Source organism: Gordonia ajococcus (assembly GCF_012974285.1).
Classification (GTDB): Bacteria; Actinomycetota; Actinomycetes; order Mycobacteriales; family Mycobacteriaceae; genus Gordonia; species Gordonia amicalis.
The window spans coordinates 2,825,167-2,843,552 of the sequence record NZ_CP052884.1; the positions used below are offsets into that span (position 1 = coordinate 2,825,167).

Below are 18,386 nucleotides of genomic sequence, written 5' to 3' on the forward strand. Positions count from 1 at the left end.
AATCACCGATCGTCGGTCAGCAACGGCGCAGCCATCCGCGTGACATAGTCCGAAATCTCGTCCATGGAGGCCTGAGAGAGGGCCGGACTCTCGATCTTGTGCCGCATGATGGTGATCCCGACGACCAGGGCGTTGAGCAACTCCGCCCGCAATCCACCCGAATCACCGCCGAGCCGGTCTCCCAGCTGCCGGGTGAACACATCCTCGATGATGCTGCGGATCAGGTCGTTGATGGTCTCGTTGTTGACCACCCCGGCGAGCAGGGCGGTGCTGCCGCCACCCGAGGCGCTCACGTCGAGGACCTCGCGCAGGATCTTGTCGGGCAGATCCGCCAGCGGGGTTGAGGCCACCAGTCCCGCGGCGCCGCTTCCGCCAGTCCGCACCGCCTCGACGAACAGATTCTCCTTGGAGCCGAAATAACGGTTGATCAACGCCTGGTTGACCCCCACGACGGCAGCGATGTCGCGAGTCGTCGTCTGCGTGGCCCCGCGTTCGGCGAGCAGGGTCCGGGCAGCCTCCAGCAGAGCCTCGCGGGTCGCCTCTGCATTACGACGCCGCTGGGTCGGGTCAGCCATCATCTCCCACTCGTCCGGACAGTGTTGCCCGCAAGCTTAGCGTCGACGACGTCGCAAATCCGGCCCGACTGTGTCCCAAGTCATCAGGCATTGACTAATAGGTCCGGAGTAACCTACCGTCGCTAAGTCGTCAATCGTTGACTTACCGGTTCTGGCGGCCTTCAGCCCTAACCTCCTCGAGGAGTTCGTCACCATGTCCTCATCCAAGACCGTCGCCATTACGCCAAGCGGCGCCACAACGCGACCGGGTGGCGTGATCCTCACACTGGCCCTCGCGGGCACGGTGGCCGCAATCACGCAAACTCTCGTAACGCCGTTGCTTCCCGAGTTGCCGCGCATCCTCAACACCACTGCGTCCAACTCCAACTGGGTCATCACCGTGACCCTTCTCGTCGGCGGTGTCTTCGTACCGATCACCGGTCGCCTCGGCGACCTCCTCGGCAAGCGTCGCGTCCTGCTCGCGCTCACCGTCCCGCTCATCGCGGGTTCGATCCTGTGCGCACTGGCGTCGTCGGTGATCCCGATGATTGTCGGCCGCGGCCTCCAAGGCCTCGGTATGGGCATGATCCCGCTCGGCATCGCCCTTCTCCGAGACGCCGTTCCGCCGGAGAAACTCAGCTCCTCGATCGCGCTCGTCAGCGCCTCGATGGGCATCGGTGGCGGTATCGGCCTGCCGCTGTCGGCGGCGATCGCCGAGTACACCAACTGGCGCGTGCTGTTCTGGGTGACCGCCGCCCTGGGCGCGATGATCCTCGCACTCATCTTCACCCAGATCCCCGATGTTCCGCCGGCGGCCAAGGGCCAGAAGTTCGACTATTTGGGTGCGGTCGGTCTCGGCGCCGGCCTCGTCTGCCTGCTCCTCGCCGTGTCGAAGGGTGCTGACTGGGGATGGGCGTCCGGCTCCATCGTGGGCCTGTTCATCACCGCCGTCGTACTGCTGCTCGGCTGGGGCTTCTGGGAGCTCCGCATTGTCGAACCGCTCGTCGACCTCCGTACGACTGCACGTCCGCGCGTGCTGACCACCAACATCGCGTCGATCTTCGTCGGCATGGGCATGTACGCGGCCATGCTCGTAGTGCCCCAGATCCTGCAGTTCCCCGAGGCCACCGGCTACGGGCTCGGCCAGTCGATGCTGGCGGCCGGCCTGTGGATGCTGCCCGGCGGCTTGATGATGATGGTCGTCTCCCCGCTCGGCGGAAAGCTCACCGACACACGCGGACCCAAGTTCACCTTGATGTCCGGTGTGCTCGTGATCGCCGCCGGTTACGGCCTGTCGCTGCTGCTGCTCGGTACCACCTGGGGCCTGATGCTGGCGATGATGGTGATCAACAGCGGCGTCGGCCTCGCGTACGGCTCGATGCCCGCACTCATCATGGGATCGGTCCCGGTCACCGAGACCGCGGCCGCCAACGGTTTCAACACCCTGATGCGGTCGATCGGCACCTCGGTGGGCGCCGCCGTTGTCGGTGCGGTGCTCGCCCAGATGACGATCAACCTCGGCGGCCACGAACTCGCCTCGGAGAGCGGCTTCCGCGTGGCGCTGACGATCGGTGCCGGTGTCGCCCTGGTCGCCTTCGTGGTCGCGGCCCTCATCCCCAAGGATCGCGGTGCGGCGGAATCAGTCTCCGCGGCAGTCGCCGATACCGATGACGACAAGGCGTCGGTCTAGTCCCGACGCCTCCTTCTCTCCGTGGCCGTCCTGGCCCGCGTCAGTCGCGGGTCAGGGCGGCCATGAACATCGCATCCGTGCCGTGGACGTGCGGCCACAACTGCACATGCGGACCATCGCCGAGCAGTTCCGGTCCGAGCTCCCCGACGGTCACCAGCGGGCGGGCGTCGAGCCGGCGGGCCCCGTCGACCGAAGCCAGCACGTCGGCGACCACCGCGGTGGTCTCGGCCGGGTGCGGTGAACAGGTCGAATAGACCACGATTCCACCGGGTTTCACGAGCCGAAGCGCCTCGGTCAGCAACTGCTTCTGCAGCGCGACGAGCTCGTCGACATCGGCAGCGGTTCGGCGCCAACGCGATTCGGGCCGACGACGCAGCGAGCCGAGCCCGGAACAGGGTGCGTCGAGCAGGATGCGGTCGTATCCCGGTTCGAGGCCACTCGACCGGGCGTCGGCGACATGGATCGTCACCGGCAGGTCGCTGACGACCTTGCGGATCAGCTCGGCGCGATGTTTCGACACCTCGATCGCATCCAGCCGGGCGCCGTCGATGTCGGCGAGCGCGCCGATCAGCGCGGCCTTGCCGCCGGGTCCGGCGCACATGTCGAGCCAGCGACCGGAGTCGTCGGCGACCTCGGCGACTGTCACCGCGCGCGCGATCAGCTGGCTGCCCTCGTCCTGCACACCGGCATAGCCCTCACGGATCGCATCCACGTCACCCGGATCACCGCTCGGCAGATACACGCAGTACGGCGAGAACCGGCCTTCCTCTCCCCCGCTGGTCAGCGCCAGCTCCTCGGCGGTGATGTAACCCGGCCGGGCGACCAGATGCACGGGCGGACGTTCGTCGTCGGCAGCGAGTGCCGCCTGCAACTGGCCGGCCGACCCGCCGAGCGCATCCCGGAACACCTCCGCGATCCAGCGGGGATGCGCGTACTGGAAGGCCAGATAGCCGACGAGATCCTCGGCGGGCGACGGCGCGAGCTCGTCGACCCACATCTCCTCGGTCTTCTGCGACACCTTGCGCAGCACGGCATTCGCGAAACCCGAAGGCCCCATCCCGTTCTCGGAACGCACCAGGTCCACCGACGTCGACACCGCGGCATGGGATCCGACGCGCGTACGCAGCAATTGGTAAGCGCCCAACCGCAGCACATCGAGCACCGGGCCGTCGATCTCGTCGACGGGACGCTTGGCGGCCGAGGCGATCACCGCATCCAGCAGCCCCTGGGCCCGCGCCGTGCCGTAGGCGAGTTCGGTCGCGAAGGCCGCGTCGCGACCTTCGATCCTGCGGTCCCGCAGCATCTTCGGGAGAACCAGATTCGCGTAGGCGTCACGCTCACGGATCGCGCGCAGCGTGTCCCGCGCCGCGACGCGCGCCGGGTCCAGATCCTTCTGCCGGAACTTCGCGGAGCTGTTGTCGCGCTTGCCCTGGTTCGGTCGTCGATCTGTACTCATCCCAGCACCGTCCCATCGGTGAGTCGGGCGCCACGGGCCCAGTCGGCGGCCGGCATCGGCTTCTTCCCCGGCGGCTGCACGGTGCCGAGTTTCACCGGCGTCGAACCGGTACCGACGAACACCGCCTTCTTGGTCACCGCGATGACTCCCGGCGCCGGCGATTCGGCACGCACTGCTTCCGGGAGTGCCGCGTCATCGGAATCGACGGGCCGCACCGGACCCACCTTGATCCGCGCGTCGTCGAGACTCGTCCACGATCCCGGCGCCGGCGTGTAGGCGCGGATGAGACGATCGATGATGTGCGCGGGCAGATCCCAGCGGATCCGCGCATCCTCGACCTCGACCTTCGGCGCGTGGCTGACACCAGCAGCGGGCTGCGGTTCCGGGACGAGTCCCCCGGCCTCGATGCCGTCGAGCGTGTTCACCAGTAGACCCGACCCGGCCTCGGCCAGACGCCCGAGGAGATCACCGCTCGTGTCGGTGGGCCGGATGGTCTCGGTGAGGACGCCGAACACCGGCCCGGTGTCGAGACCCTTCTCCAGGCGGAAGGTGCTCGCACCGGTCACCTCATCGCCCGCGGCGATCGCTGCCTGCACCGGCGCGGCGCCACGCCAGGCCGGCAGCACCGAGAGATGCAGGTTGATCCAGCCGTGGGTCGGGAGCGCGAGAAGATCCTCCGGCACGAGTCCGCCGTAGGCCACCACCGCACCGCAATCCGGGGCCCAGCGTCGCAGAACCTCGGCGACGTCCGGCTCGGACATCCGTCGCGGGGTGATCACCTCGAGGCCGTGCTCGTCGGCGAGCACGCCGATCGGTGACCGCACGACCTTGCGACCACGGCCCGACACCGCGTCGGGCCGGGTGATGACGCCGACGACCTCATGCGACGGCGAGTCCAGCAGGGCCTGCAACGACGGCACGGCCACCTCGGGGGTGCCGGCGAAAACGATGCGCATTCATCCGATCGTAGGCGGGTCCACCTGAACCCGGATCGGCCCGGTCTGCCGGTGCGTGTTGCGCCGCGCCTGCCCCGCGGCGAGAGCCTGCGCGAGGAGCCGTCCGTGCTTGCGCGGCAACCGCACCAGGATGCGGTCCATCTCGTCGTCCGCGGCGGCCTCCCACTCGGCGCTACCGGCCGGCGGCCGCACCCCCGGTGGAAGCGGCACGGGCCCGAGCACGTCCGACCCCTCGGGTAGTTCGAGATGTTCCACGAAGTCGGTGATCACCTGCGTCGGACCGTCCACCGACGCCATCGTGACCGCCGGCGGGAAGCCCAGTTCGACACGCTGAGTCAGCTGCAGCGACGCGAAACCGACCGGATCCCAACGGATCAGCGCCTGGACCGGCGCCAGCGTCGAGTCGGCGACGATCACCACGCGACCTCCGTCGCCGTGCGGTCGGACCATGCCGGCCAGCGCCATCCAGCGTCGCACCGCGTGTTCCTCCGCACGAAGATCGGCGCGGTCGAGTTGTGCCCACGTGTCGACGACGATCGCCGCCCCGTAGCCGTCCGGGGCGACCGGTTCGGCCCCCGGTGTCGCGACGACGAGCCGTGCGCCGGGCTCGATCTCGTCGATGATGGTGTCTCCGCCACTGGTGTGGACCGGCACGCCCGCGAAGGCGCGTCCGAGTTCCTCGGCGGTCCGTCGGGCGCCGGTGACCGTCGCCCGCACCTTCGTGTTGCCGCACTCGGGGCAGCGGAACGATCGCTCCGGGCGGCCACACCATCGGCAACTGAGACGTTGGTGGCCGTCCATCTGCAGTGGTCCGTTGCAGGCACGACACCGCGCGTGTTCCCGGCACCGGGTACACGCCAGCGACGGCACGTAACCGCGGCGCGGAACGCTGAACACCACCGGCTGGTCGGCGGCGAACGCCGAACGGGCTGCATCGAAGGCGACCTCGGGGATGCGTGCGGACCTCGCCATCGGATCGCGCGCGATCTGGCGGTCGTCGTCGGAGATGGCCTGCACCCGTGGGCTGCGGTGGCGGACGAGCGGACGGTCGGCGACGAGGTCGTGTGCCCAGCCCGATGCGACGAGCGCCTGCGCCTCCGCCGTCCGGGCGAAGCCGCCGAGGATGAGTCCGCAGCGTTCCCGGTGCGACCGCAGCACCGCGACTTCCCGCGGGTGCGGATACGGCGCCCGCGGATCGGCCATGCTGTCGTCGCCGTCGTCCCAGACGACCACCAGACCGAGGTCGGTGACCGGCGCGAAAATCGCACTGCGCGTGCCGATCACGAGCTTCGCCGCACCCCGGCGCGCGGCCAGCCAGCGGCGGTACCGCGCGGTGGGCCCGAGCCCGGCGGCCAGAGCCACTCCCCGATCGCCGATGAGTGGTTCACATTCCGCCCACACCCGGTCGAGGTCCCGCTGGTCGGGCACGACGATGATGCATCCGCGTCCGACCGCCAGGGTCGCCGCGGCGAGTTCGGCGAGCCGACGCGCCCAGTCCTCACCCGGCAGGGCCTGCCACGCCGCCCGCGGGTGCCCACCGTCGGCGAGCGCCTCGAGGAACGATTCGGCCAACGGATAGCGACACCACGCCTCCAGGTCGGGCGCCTCGACGACAGTCGCGGGCTCGGGCGTCGTCTCCTTCTCGGTCCGCGCATGGCGCGGCGGGATCGCCAGACGGACAACGTCTCCCATCGTGCCGGCGTAGCGATCGGCGACCGCACGGCACAGCGTCGCCAACTCCGGCGACAGGACCGGCTCGGCGGAGACGACCCGGTCGAGCCACCCCAGTTTGCCGGGGTGATCGCTCTTCTCGATCCGGTCGAGCAGGTACCCGTCGACGAGACGACCGGAGAACCGAACACGGACCCGCACGCCCGGAACCGCCGTCGCATCCTGATCGGAGTCGATCAGGTAGTCGAACGGCCGGTCGAGGTGTGCGAGTCCGAGAATGGGCAGAACACGGGCCACCGGCAGCGAATCAGCCGGGACCCGTGCGCCTTTCGGGGGCAGGGACTGCGCCCTTCGGGGTCAGAGACCGGCGGCCGCGCGCAGCTTGTCCGCGCGGTCGGTCCGCTCCCACGGCAGATCGACGTCGGTACGACCGAAGTGGCCGTACGCGGCGGTCGGGCCGTAGATCGGTCGCAGCAGGTCCAGGTCGCGGATGATCGCGAGCGGACGCAGGTCGAAGTTCTCCTTGATGACCCGCTCGATGACCGCGGGGTCGACGTGTTCGGTGCCGAAGGTCTCGACGAACAGACCGACCGGCGCGGCCTTGCCGATCGCGTAGGCCACCTGGACCTCGATGCGATCGGCCAGGCCGGCGGCGACCGCGTTCTTGGCGACCCAGCGCATCGCATAGGCGGCGCTGCGATCGACCTTCGACGGGTCCTTGCCGGAGAAGGCGCCGCCGCCGTGGCGGGCCATGCCGCCGTAGGTGTCGACGATGATCTTTCGGCCGGTCAGGCCGGCGTCACCCATCGGGCCGCCGAGGACGAATTTGCCGGTCGGGTTGACCAGCAGTCGGTAGTCGGAGGTGTCGAGGGTCGGCAGGTCGATGTCGGCGAGCACCGCGTCGACGACCTGCTTCTTGATGTCGGGAGCCAGGAGGTTGTGGAGGTCGATGTCGGCCGCATGCTGGGTCGACAGGACGACGGTGTCGAGGCGGACCGGGGTGTCACCGTCGTACTCGATGGTGACCTGGGTCTTGCCGTCGGGACGCAGGTACGGCAGCGTGCCGTCCTTGCGGACCTCGGTGAGACGACGGGAGAGACGGTGGGCCAGCGCGATCGGCACCGGCATCAGCTCGGGGGTCTCGTTGGTGGCGTAACCGAACATCAGGCCCTGGTCACCGGCGCCCTGGCTGTCGATCTCGTCCTCGGAGATACCGCTGCGGCTCTCGTGGGAGTTGAAGACGCCGCCGGCGATGTCCGGCGACTGAGCGCCGATCGCGACGTTGACGCCGCACGACGCGCCGTCGAAGCCCTTGGTGGAGGAGTCGTAGCCGATCTCGAGGATCTTGGCGCGGACGATGCCGGGGATGTCTGCGTACGCGGTGGTCGTGACCTCACCCGCGACGTGGACCTGGCCGGTGGTCACCAGCGTCTCCACCGCGACCCGCGCGTTGGGGTCGTCGGTGAGGATGGCGTCGAGGATCGAGTCGCTGATCGCGTCACAGATCTTGTCGGGATGCCCCTCGGTGACGGATTCGCTCGTGAACAGGCGTGACGAGGTGGTCATCAGATCCTCTCGAGATCTCGCGCGCGGATCTTCCGGCGCCGTTTGGCAGGTATCGTCCGGTCGTCGTGGCCGGTGGGAGTCACTTCAAAACTACACAGCGGTCGGTTTCGCTGCGGTGCCGCTCAGGCCCCCGGACCATCAGGCACCAGTTGTCGCACTTCGTCAAGTATTCGACTCGACATGAGTGTTTTCGACCCGAAGGGCAGCGCGGTCTCGTCGCCCTTGGCCGACAGCAGCCAGCCGGTGTTGTCCTCGGTGCCGAACGCCTTGCCGTCGCCGACCGCGTTCACCACCAGCAGGTCGCAACCCTTGCGGGCGAGCTTTGCGCGACCGTGGTCGAGGACCCCGCCGGTCTCGTCGCCGGTCTCGGCGGCGAATCCGACGATGACGGTCTCCGAGGGGATACGGCCGTCGTCCCGCGCCTCGACGAGCCCGCGGAGAATGTCCGGGTTGGTGGTCAGCTCGATCGGGGCCGGACCCTGATCGCCCTTCTTGATCTTGGCGTCGGCCACCGCGACGGGCCGGAAGTCGGCCACGGCGGCGGCCATGATGACGACGTCGGCGTCGGCCGCGCGCTTGGTCATCTCCTCGGAGAGTTCCTGGGCGTTCGAGATCCGGACGATGTGCACGCCGGCGGGGTCACCGGGGTCGGTCGTCGAACCGGCGACGACGGTGACGCTCGCCCCACGCTGTGCAGCTGCCCGGGCCAGGGCGAATCCCTGCTTGCCCGAGCTGTGATTGCCCAGGTAGCGCACCGGATCGAGCGGTTCGCGGGTGCCGCCGGCACTGATCAGCACGCGGACACCGGCGAGGTCGTACGGCAGTGCGTCGGCGCGGTCGAGGAGCAGCTCGCCGATGAGGGCGATCTCCTGCGGGTCCGGGAGACGACCGCGGCCGGAGTCGGTGCCGGTGAGGCGACCGAACGCCGGCGTCATGACGGTCGAACCGTGTTCGCGCAGGGTCGCGATGTTGGCCTGGGTGGCGGGGTGCTCCCACATCTCGGTGTGCATGGCCGGCACGAACAGCACCGGGCACCGCACGGTGAGCAGCGATGCGGTGAGCAGATCGTCGGCGCGTCCCTGAGCAGCGCGGGCCATGAGGTCCGCGGTCGCCGGCGCGATGATCACGAGGTCGGCGCCCTGGCCCAGACGCACATGCGCGACCTCGTCGACGTCGTCGAAGACGGTGGTGCTGACCGGGTTACCGCTGAGCGCCTCGAAGGTGGCCTTGCCGACGAACTCGAGGGCCGCCGGGGTCGGCACCACGCGGACGTCGTGCCCGGACTCGGTGAAGTGGCGGATCACCGAGCACACCTTGTATGCGGCGATGCCTCCACCGACGCCGATGAGGATTCGGCGTCGTTTCTTGGTCGGTGTGGTCATACCCGACGCCGCGACTATTCGCCCTCGGTGTGCTCGAGCAGATCGGAGTGGATCTCGCGGAGCGCGATCGACAGCGGCTTCTCCTGGAGGCCGGGCTCGACCAGCGGGCCGACGTACTCGAGGATGCCGTCACCGAGCTGGTTGTAGTAGTCGTTGATCTGGCGCGCACGCTTGGCCGCGTAGATGACGAGGGCGTACTTCGACGAGGCGCGCTCGAGGAGATCGTCGATCGGGGGATTGGTGATACCCAGCGGTGTGTCGTATGCCGGTGCGTCGGCGATCTCGGTGATGTCGAAATTGGTCGGGGTGGTCACACAAACTCCTGCGTCGAGGTCTGGGATGTCAGAGAGGCTGGTCAGGTCGCGGGCGCGGTGGGCTGCTCAGGTCCGACCAGCAAGGATACCAAGTCGGAGGCCGCTCGGTCGACTTCGCTGTTCACGATGACGTGGTCGAACTCGTCTCGGGCAGCCATCTCGACCTTCGCGGTGGCGAGCCGGCGCTCGATCGCCTCGGGGCTCTCGGTGCCGCGGCCGGTCAGCCGGGCGACGAGTTCGTCCCAGCTCGGCGGGGCGAGGAAGACGGTGGTCGCCTCGGGCAGACGGGTGACGACGTTGCGCGCACCGACGAGGTCGACCTCCACCAGAACGGGTTTACCGGCCTCCAGGGCAGCGAGGACGGGCGCGAGCGGGGTACCCGATCGCTGCAGGCCACCGTGGATCTCCGCCCACTCCAAGAGCTCGTCGCCGGCGATCATCCGGTCGAAGTCCTCGGCCGAGACGAAGTGGTAGTCGCGGCCGTCGACCTCACCGGGACGCGGTGCGCGGGTCGTCGCCGAGACGCTGAAGTACAGGTCCGGCAATGCGGCGCGCACCCTGGCGACGACGGTGGACTTGCCGACGGCCGAGGGGCCGACCAAGACGATCAGTCGACCCCTCGTGCGTGCGGCTCCCGCGGTTTCCGGCCGGTTGGTCACCGCCGGTCCCACGAAACCGTCACGCTGCCGTGTTCGGTTGCATTGCTCACGTTCAGGAGCTGAACTTCTCGAGCAGGGCCTTGCGCTGACGGTCGCCGAGACCGCGCAGGCGGCGGGTCGGAGCGATCTCCAGCTCGGTCATGATCTCCTGAGCCTTGACCTTGCCGACCTTGGGCAGGGCCTCGAGCAGTGCCGAGACCTTCATCTTGCCCAGGATCTCGTCGTTCTCGGCGTCCTTGAGCACCTGCTGGAGATCGGTGCCACCGCGCTTCAGGCGCTCCTTGAGCTCAGCGCGGACGCGACGAGCGGCAGCTGCCTTCTCCAACGCAGCGGCGCGCTGCTCGTCAGTCAACTGGGGAAGGGCCACGGGTTCCTCCGTCTTTCGTTCTTGATTGGGACTGTCGTCGTCCGCCGTGAGGCGTCCGACGGCTGTTGCCACGCGGGCGGCGCTGCGTCGTCTTCGCAACGATGCGGTCGGGTGGGGTACCCGTCCGGCACTGCCGATTGTTGGCGGCGAATGCGACCGTACCCACGTGATCAGGCATTTGCGAGCGCGACCCCCCGTTTTCGCGGTGTTTTCTCATGTTGTAGTGCACCGCGGCACTTCGGCCCGGCACACCGGCGCTCCACTCGGTGTTGCACCGCTCTGACGACGGGTTTTACATCATACCCGCAGGTCACGACAGTGGCGCCGGTGAACGAGATCGATAGCAATGCGAAGTACTCGCGATCGAGCGATCGACGTACTGAGACAGATGTGACTGGAGTGGTGTGACCAGATTCGTCTGGAATTCGACGGCGCTTTGCGCGTGTCGCGCCGTCGCACGGAACCGGGCGGTCGCCTCAGCCCAGTGCGGTCTCGACCTCGTCGCGGGCCCGGACGAACGCGTCGCGCAGTGCGTCGACGTCGGGACCGGCGCGGAGCACTCCGCGCGAACTCGCCGGCAGCACCCACCCGGGGTCGGCGTCGGCGAAGACCACCTTCAGATCCTCGGCGGTGGCTCCCTGAGCACCCAGACCCGGCGCCAGGATCGGGCCGTTCAGGTCGGCCAGGTCGAGTCCGTGCTCGCGGGTCGCACCCACGACGAGGCCGGCGGTCGCGGTGCCGTCGGCGTTCTCGGCCGCCGCGGCATCGACGATCGACTGGGCGACCGTCCGCTCCCCCGTCCGCGCCTGCTGCACGTCCCCGCCCTCCGGGTTGGAGGTTCGCGCGAGGACGAACACGCTGCGTTCCCCCGCCCGTGCCAGGTCAAGCGCCGGGCGCAGCGATTCGTAGCCGAGGTACGGCGAGGCGGTCACCGAGTCGGCGCACAGCGGTGAGGCGTCGGCCAACCACGCCTGTGCGTACGCCGACATGGTCGAGCCGATGTCACCGCGCTTGGCGTCGGCGATCACCAGGGCACCCGCCTCGCGGCAGCCCGCGATGACCCGTTCGAGCACCGCGAAGCCCGCGGCGCCGAACGGCTCGAAGAAGGCGACCTGGGGCTTGATCACCGCCGCCGACGGGGCCAGCGCCTCGACGCAGATGTCGGCGAACCGCGACAACCCGTCGACGGACATGTCCAGGCCCCAGCCGGTCAGCAGCCCCGCGTGCGGGTCGATACCCGCGCACAGGCGTCCGCGTTCGGCCGTCACCCGCCGGTAGCGGGCGCCGAAGCCGGACGCCCCCGTCATGCGGACGCCACCGTCATGAGAGGCCGGCCATGTCCGCGTGGCGTCGCTGGATGGAGCGGACCCGGACATCGCCGTTGATCGCGGCCTCGATGCCCTGCACCGCTGCACTGGCGCCCTGCACCGTGGTGATGCACGGGATGTTCACCGACACCGCGGCACTGCGGATCTCGTAGCCGTCGACGCGCGGGCCGGAGTTGCCGAACGGGGTGTTGATCACCATCGTGACCTCGCCCGCCCGGATGATGTCCACAACCGTCCGCTCTCCCGCGGTGGCCTCGAAGTGCTTGAGGACGGTCTCACACTTGATTCCGTTGCGGCGCAACACATCTGCGGTTCCCTCGGTGGCCAGGATCTCGAAGCCGAGGTCGGCGAGGTGCTTGACCGGGAAGATCAGCGCCCGCTTGTCCTTGTTGGCCACCGACACGAAGATCTTGCCGCTGGTCGGCAGCGACCCGTAGGCGGCGGTCTGCGACTTGGCGAACGCGCGACCGAAGTCGGCGTCGATGCCCATCACCTCGCCGGTGGACTTCATCTCCGGGCTCAGCAGGTTGTCGACCCCGCTGCCGTCGTGGCGACGGAACCGGTTGAACGGCAGGACCGCTTCCTTCACCGAGATCGGCGCGGTCGCCGGGGTCTCGCCACCGTCGCCGGCCTCCGGCAGGATGCCCTGCTTGCGCAGGTCGGCGATCGACGACCCGAGCATGACGCGGGCACACGCCTTGGCCAGCGGCACCGCGGTCGCCTTCGACACGAACGGCACCGTGCGGCTCGCGCGCGGATTCGCCTCCAGGACATAGAGGATGTCGTCCTTGAGCGCGTACTGGACGTTGAGCAGACCCTTCACCCCGATACCCCTGGCGAGTGCCTCGGTGGAGGTGCGGACCATCGCCAGGTCGGCGCGGCCGAGGGTGACCGGCGGCAGCGCACACGCCGAGTCACCGGAGTGGATACCGGCCTCTTCGATGTGCTCCATCACGCCGCCGATGAAGACCTCCTCGCCGTCGCACAGGGCGTCGACGTCGATCTCCACCGCATCCTCGAGGAACCGGTCGACCAGCACCGGATGGTCGGGGGTCAGTTCCGTGGCGCGGGAGATGTAGTCCTCCAGGGACTTCTCGTCGTAGACGATCTCCATGCCGCGGCCGCCCAGGACGTAGGACGGACGCACCAGCACCGGATAGCCGATGCGAGCGGCGGTGTCACGGGCCTCGGCGAAGCTCGTCGCGGTGCCGAACGCCGGGGCCGGCAGACCGGCCTCGGCGAGGACCTTGCCGAACTCGCCGCGATCCTCGGCGAGGTCGATGGCGGCCGGGCTGGTCCCGACTATCGGGACACCCGCCTCCTCGAGGCGACGTGCGAGACCCAGCGGAGTCTGGCCACCGAGCTGCACGATGACACCGGCGACGGTGCCCGACTGGGATTCGGCGTGGTAGACCTCGAGCACGTCCTCGAAGGTCAGCGGCTCGAAGTACAGGCGATCGGCGGTGTCGTAGTCGGTCGAGACCGTCTCCGGGTTGCAGTTGACCATCACGGTCTCGTAGCCGGCCTCGCTCAGCGTGAGTGCGGCGTGGACACACGAGTAGTCGAATTCGATGCCCTGTCCGATGCGGTTCGGGCCCGAACCGAGGATCAGCACCTTGGGACGATCCGGCTGCGGCGCGATCTCGCTGGTGGCCGCGGGATCGAGCTCATAGGTCGAGTAGTGGTAGGGCGTCTTCGCCTCGAACTCGGCCGCACAGGTGTCCACGGTCTTGTAGACCGGGCGCACACCGAGCGACAGGCGATGCGTACGCACCGCGGCCTCGTCCTCGAAATCCGAACGGAGAGCGGCGATCTGACGGTCGGAGAAGCCGGTCGACTTCGCCTCGCGCAGCAAGGCCTCGTCGAGGATGTCGGCGTCGCGGATCTCCGCACCCAGCGCGGCGATCCCGCCGATCTCGGCCAGGAACCACGGATCGATGGCGGTGGCCTCGTACAGGTCCTCGATCGTGGCGCCGGCCTCGAAGGCCAGCATCAGCTTGTAGAGACGCCCGTCCTTCGGCGTCTTGATCTCCTCGAGCAGCGCGGGCAGATCGACGGTCTCCGGGTCGGGCCGGTTGGCCTCCGCCCAGAAACCGCCGGCCTTGGTCTCCAGCGAGCGCATGACCTTGCCGAGCGCCTCGGCGAAGCTGCGGCCGAGGCTCATCGCCTCGCCCACCGACTTCATCGTGGTGGTCAGCGTGTCGTCGGCGCCCGGGAACTTCTCGAACGCGAACCGCGGCGCCTTGACCACGACATAGTCGAGCGTGGGCTCGAAACAGGCCGGGGTCTCCTTGGTGATGTCGTTGACGATCTCGTCGAGGCTGTAGCCGATGGCCAGCTTCGCGGCGATCTTGGCGATCGGGAAGCCGGTCGCCTTCGACGCCAGTGCCGACGACCGCGACACACGCGGGTTCATCTCGATCACGACGAGGCGTCCGTCGCGCGGGTCCTGGGCGAACTGGATGTTGCAGCCGCCGGTGTCGACGCCGACCTCGCGCAGGATGTCGATCGAGAGGTCACGCATGATCTGGTACTCGCGGTCGGTGAGGGTCATCGCCGGGGCGACGGTCACCGAGTCGCCGGTGTGCACACCGACCGGGTCGAGGTTCTCGATGGAGCAGACGACCACGACGTTGTCGCGGTTGTCGCGCATCAGCTCGAGCTCGTACTCCTTCCAGCCCAGGATCGACTCCTCGATGAGGACGTTGGCGGTCGGCGACGCGGCGAGACCGCCGCCGGCGATCCGCTCCAGATCGTTGTCGTCGTAGGCCATGCCCGAGCCGAGGCCGCCCATGGTGAACGACGGACGCACGACGACCGGGAAGCCGAGTTCGGCGACGGTCTCGCGGACCTCGTCCATCGTGTGGCAGACGCGGGAGCGCGCGCTCTCGCCGCCGACCTTCTCCACGATGTCCTTGAACATCTGGCGGTCCTCACCGCGCTGGATGGCGTCGAAGTCGGCGCCGATCAGCTCGATGCCGTACTTCTCCAGCGAGCCGCGGTCGTGCAGCGCGACCGCGGTGTTCAACGCGGTCTGCCCGCCGAGGGTGGCGAGCACGGCGTCGATGGGATGTCCGGCGTCGCGCTCGGCCTCGATCACCTTCTCGACGAACTCGGCGGTGATCGGCTCGATGTAGGTGGCATCGGCGAACTCGGGGTCGGTCATGATCGTCGCCGGGTTGGAGTTCACCAGGCTGACACGCAGGCCTTCGGCCTTGAGGACGCGGCAGGCCTGGGTACCCGAGTAGTCGAATTCACAAGCCTGACCGATGACGATCGGCCCCGAGCCGATGACCAGGACGTGGTTGATGTCTTCGCGGCGCGGCATCAGGCACTCGCTCCTTGATTCTTGGTCTTCCGGGACGCACGGTCACCCTCGAGCAGGGTGACGAATTTGTCGAACAGATACGCGGCGTCGTGGGGGCCGGCGGCCGCTTCCGGGTGGTACTGCACGGAGAAGGCGCGGCCGGAAAGCAGCTCGACGCCCTCCACGGTGCCGTCGTTGGCGCAGACGTGACTGACCCGTGCGCGGCCGAAGTCGGAGTCGAACTCCTCCCCCGCCTCGCCCTCGAGTGCGAAGCCGTGGTTCTGCGAGGTGATCGAGACCTTGCCGGTGGCGTGGTCGACAACCGGGATGTTGATGCCCCGGTGCCCGAACTTCATCTTGTAGGTGGACCGGCCGAGGGCCCGGCCCAGGATCTGGTTGCCGAAGCAGATGCCGAACAGCGGCAGGTCCTGCCCGAGGACACCACGCGTGAGCTCGACGATGTCGTCGGCGGTCGCCGGGTCGCCCGGACCGTTGGACAGGAACACGCCGTCGGGCCTGAGGTCGGCGATCGCGTCGAGCGCGACCGTCGCCGGCAGCACATGCGTACGGACGCCACGCTCGGCGAACATCCGCGGGGTGTTGGTCTTGATCCCGAGGTCGATGGCGGCGACGGTGAACCGGTGCGCCTCGAGGGGCTCCACGACATACCCGTCGGACGTGGTGACCTCGTCGGCGAGCCTGGCGCCCTTCATGTCCGGCTGGTTGCGCACCCGGCCGACGAGTTCGTCGGTGTCGGCGAGCGCCGGTCCGGAGAAGATGCCGGCCTTCATCGAGCCGTGGTCGCGGAGGATGCGGACCACGGTGCGGGTGTCGATCCCGCCGATGCCGACGATCCCCTGCTTGACGAGTTCGTCCTCGAGCGAGGTGGTCGCGCGCCAGTTCGAGACTCGTCGGGTGGGGTTTCGCACCGCATATCCGGCCACCCAGATCTTTCCGGAGTCGCCGTCGACCCCGGTGCTGCCCGCGCTGCCGGTGCTCTCGCCGTCCTCGGTGTTCCAGCCGGTGTTGCCGATCTGCGGCGCGGTGGCCACGACGATCTGCCGGTGGTAACTCGGGTCGGTCAGGGTTTCCTGGTAGCCGGTCATCGCGGTGCAGAACACCGCTTCACCGAGGGTCTCGCCCACTGCGCCGAAGCTCCGGCCGGTGAACACCTGGCCGTTCTCCAGCACCAAGACCGCTGTGTTCATTCCTGTGTCCCCTGTCCACTGTCATGCTGCCCGGCAAAGGCGTTCACCCAGCCGGGGTAGATCGATTTGTCGTCGGCGCGGATTCCCGAGTCGATCTCGGTGCCGCTGGGCAGGACCCATCGGATCACCAGGACGCCGTCGGCGCTCATCACCTTGCCCGCGATACCGCGTTCGGTGCGGACCGCGGTGATCGCCTCTCGCGGGATCCAGATGTCGCTCGCACCCTGGCGGGAGATGAGGACGCCCGCTGCGAACTCGGCGATCGTCGCCGACGCGCGGTCGGAGATGTCACCGACGACCACGCGGTTCTGCCAACTCGGCGCCATCGTGGAACCGAGGTAGAGGCCGGTGTCGGGGCCGCGTTGTTGCGCCCCGGGATCGGCCGGGGTGGACGGTAGTTCGCCGATGAGTTCGGCCTGTGCCGTCTGCTTCTTCTTGTTGCCGGTGATCAGCAGGTAGAACATCGACAGCAGGCCGAGCACGATGAGCACGCATACGCCGATGAACCACGCGTTGAACACCACTCGCCCGTAGCCGAGCACGGTGCCGATCACCGAGGCGACCACGACGACCACGAGGATGCCGGGGATGAGGCCGCGCCGGATGTTCATCGGGTCACCTGGCCCTCGCGTGTGGTGACGACCCCGCGCAGGACGGTGGCGGTGATGGTCGCCGGCATCGTCATCTCCTCGAACGGAGTGTTGCGCGACAGGCTGGCCAGCTCGTCTCCGCGGACCACCCACGAGGTGTCCGGGTCGACGACCGTGAGGTTGGCGGGCTCGCCGACCTCGATCGGGCGGCCCTGATCGGTCAGTTCGACGATCTGCGCCGGCCGTTCGCTCATGACCCGCGCGACGCCTCGCCAATCGAGAAGCCCGGGCTTCACCAGGGTCTCGACGACGATCGGGAGCGCGGTCTGCAGCCCGAGCATGCCCGGCTTCGCCTGGGCGAACTCGCAGCACTTCTCCTGCGCGGCGTGCGGCGCATGGTCGGTGGCCACACAGTCGACGATCCCATCAGCCAGGGCCTGGCGCAGGGCTTCCTTGTCACGGACCTCCCGCAGCGGCGGATTGACCTTGTTCACCGGGTCGTACGTTTCAAGTCGGGAATCGTCGAGGAGCAGGTGGTGCGGGGTCACCTCGGCGGTGATCGCGATCCCCTGGTCCTTGGCCCAGCGCAGCAGCTCGACGGTGCCCTCGGTCGAGGCGTGGCAGATGTGGATGCGCGCTCCGGCGTCGCGGGCGAGAAGCGCGTCGCGGATGACGATCGACTCCTCGGCGGCACGCGGCCAGCCGGCCAGTCCGAGCCGGGACGCGGTGGCGCCCTCGTTGGCGACGGCGCCGACGGTCAGGCGCGGCTCCTCGGCGTGCTGGGCGATGAGCACGCCCAGTCCGGTCGCGTACTCCAGGGCGCGGCGCATGAGGAGCGGGTCGTGGACGCATTTGCCGTCGTCGCTGAACATCCGGACGCCCGCGGCGCCGGCGTTCATCATGCCCATCTCGGCGAGCTGTTCGCCCTCGAGCCCGACGGTGACCGCACCCACCGGGTACACGTCGACGAGCCCGACCTCGCGGCCGGAGCGCCACACGTTGTCGGTGACGGTGGAGTTGTCGGCGACCGGGCTGGTGTTGGCCATCGCGAACACTGCGGTGTAACCACCCAGGGCGGCGGCCTCGGAGCCGGACCGGATGGTCTCGGTGTCCTCGCGGCCGGGTTCACGCAGATGGGTGTGGAGGTCGACGAAACCGGGCAGCAGCACACCGCCTCTGCCCTCGATGCGCTCGGCACCTTCGGGTGCGGACAGGCCCGCGCCGATGTCGGTGATCACGCCATCGACGACGAGGACATCGATCGGCTCGCCCTCGCCGTAGGGACGGACCTCGCCGATGAGGACGGTTCCGGTTGCCGGGGCGGTCACGGGCGAACTC

At 68.8% G+C, this 18,386-nt stretch carries 15 protein-coding genes; 1 reads left to right on the forward strand and 14 read right to left on the reverse strand.

All coding sequences use genetic code 11. The features are described from left to right. Positions 1 to 2 precede the first annotated feature (2 nt). Positions 3 to 578 (reverse strand): TetR/AcrR family transcriptional regulator, encoded by a 576-nt coding sequence (locus GAA2_RS12755; protein WP_024497131.1) that lies wholly within the window; start codon positions 576 to 578, stop codon positions 3 to 5. 190 nt (positions 579 to 768) lie between these two features. Here GAA2_RS12755 and GAA2_RS12760 point away from each other — a divergent pair, with 190 nt between their 5' ends. After that, a complete protein-coding gene (locus GAA2_RS12760) occupies positions 769 to 2,244 on the forward strand; it encodes an MFS transporter (protein ID WP_051349533.1) in 1,476 nt (491 codons plus the stop codon). Positions 2,245 to 2,284: 40 nt separating this feature from the next. Here the strand turns inward: GAA2_RS12760 and GAA2_RS12765 are convergent, their stop codons facing one another. The 13 genes from GAA2_RS12765 to GAA2_RS12825 form a co-directional block, all read right to left on the reverse strand. Beyond that, positions 2,285 to 3,700 (reverse strand): RsmB/NOP family class I SAM-dependent RNA methyltransferase, encoded by a 1,416-nt coding sequence (locus GAA2_RS12765; protein WP_024497133.1) that lies wholly within the window; start codon positions 3,698 to 3,700, stop codon positions 2,285 to 2,287. Next, positions 3,697 to 4,656, reverse strand: coding sequence for a methionyl-tRNA formyltransferase (gene fmt / locus GAA2_RS12770; RefSeq protein WP_024497134.1), 960 nt, complete (start codon positions 4,654 to 4,656; stop codon positions 3,697 to 3,699). The genes GAA2_RS12765 and fmt overlap by 4 nt, the downstream gene beginning before the upstream one ends. Then, positions 4,657 to 6,624 (reverse strand): primosomal protein N', encoded by a 1,968-nt coding sequence (locus GAA2_RS12775; RefSeq protein ID WP_006436297.1) that lies wholly within the window; start codon positions 6,622 to 6,624, stop codon positions 4,657 to 4,659. A 60-nt stretch (positions 6,625 to 6,684) separates the two neighbouring features. Further along, the gene (metK, locus tag GAA2_RS12780; protein WP_006436298.1) at positions 6,685 to 7,893 is read right to left on the reverse strand and encodes a methionine adenosyltransferase; all 1,209 of its coding nucleotides are present in this window, start codon (positions 7,891 to 7,893) and stop codon (positions 6,685 to 6,687) included. A 122-nt stretch (positions 7,894 to 8,015) separates the two neighbouring features. Then, entirely contained in the window at positions 8,016 to 9,275 is a 1,260-nt protein-coding gene (coaBC, locus tag GAA2_RS12785) for a bifunctional phosphopantothenoylcysteine decarboxylase/phosphopantothenate--cysteine ligase CoaBC (protein WP_024497135.1), read from the reverse strand. A 14-nt stretch (positions 9,276 to 9,289) separates the two neighbouring features. Then, positions 9,290 to 9,589, reverse strand: coding sequence for a DNA-directed RNA polymerase subunit omega (gene rpoZ / locus GAA2_RS12790; protein WP_006436300.1), 300 nt, complete (start codon positions 9,587 to 9,589; stop codon positions 9,290 to 9,292). 41 nt (positions 9,590 to 9,630) lie between these two features. Continuing rightward, a complete protein-coding gene (gene gmk, locus GAA2_RS12795) occupies positions 9,631 to 10,260 on the reverse strand; it encodes a guanylate kinase (RefSeq protein WP_006436301.1) in 630 nt (209 codons plus the stop codon). A 40-nt stretch (positions 10,261 to 10,300) separates the two neighbouring features. Beyond that, positions 10,301 to 10,615: an integration host factor, actinobacterial type gene (gene mihF, locus GAA2_RS12800; protein WP_004021989.1), complete on the reverse strand. Its 315-nt coding sequence runs from the start codon at positions 10,613 to 10,615 to the stop codon at positions 10,301 to 10,303. A 476-nt stretch (positions 10,616 to 11,091) separates the two neighbouring features. Next, entirely contained in the window at positions 11,092 to 11,922 is an 831-nt protein-coding gene (gene pyrF, locus GAA2_RS12805; protein WP_024497136.1) for an orotidine-5'-phosphate decarboxylase, read from the reverse strand. A 13-nt stretch (positions 11,923 to 11,935) separates the two neighbouring features. Next, entirely contained in the window at positions 11,936 to 15,271 is a 3,336-nt protein-coding gene (gene carB / locus GAA2_RS12810) for a carbamoyl-phosphate synthase large subunit (protein ID WP_024497137.1), read from the reverse strand. Further along, positions 15,271 to 16,458 (reverse strand): glutamine-hydrolyzing carbamoyl-phosphate synthase small subunit, encoded by a 1,188-nt coding sequence (gene carA, locus GAA2_RS12815; RefSeq protein WP_024497138.1) that lies wholly within the window; start codon positions 16,456 to 16,458, stop codon positions 15,271 to 15,273. Before carA ends, carB begins: the two co-directional genes overlap by 1 nt. Further along, the gene (locus GAA2_RS12820) at positions 16,455 to 17,069 is read right to left on the reverse strand and encodes a hypothetical protein (RefSeq protein ID WP_024497139.1); all 615 of its coding nucleotides are present in this window, start codon (positions 17,067 to 17,069) and stop codon (positions 16,455 to 16,457) included. The genes carA and GAA2_RS12820 overlap by 4 nt, the downstream gene beginning before the upstream one ends. Beyond that, entirely contained in the window at positions 17,066 to 18,376 is a 1,311-nt protein-coding gene (locus tag GAA2_RS12825; RefSeq protein ID WP_024497140.1) for a dihydroorotase, read from the reverse strand. The genes GAA2_RS12820 and GAA2_RS12825 overlap by 4 nt, the downstream gene beginning before the upstream one ends. Positions 18,377 to 18,386: the final 10 nt, after the last annotated feature.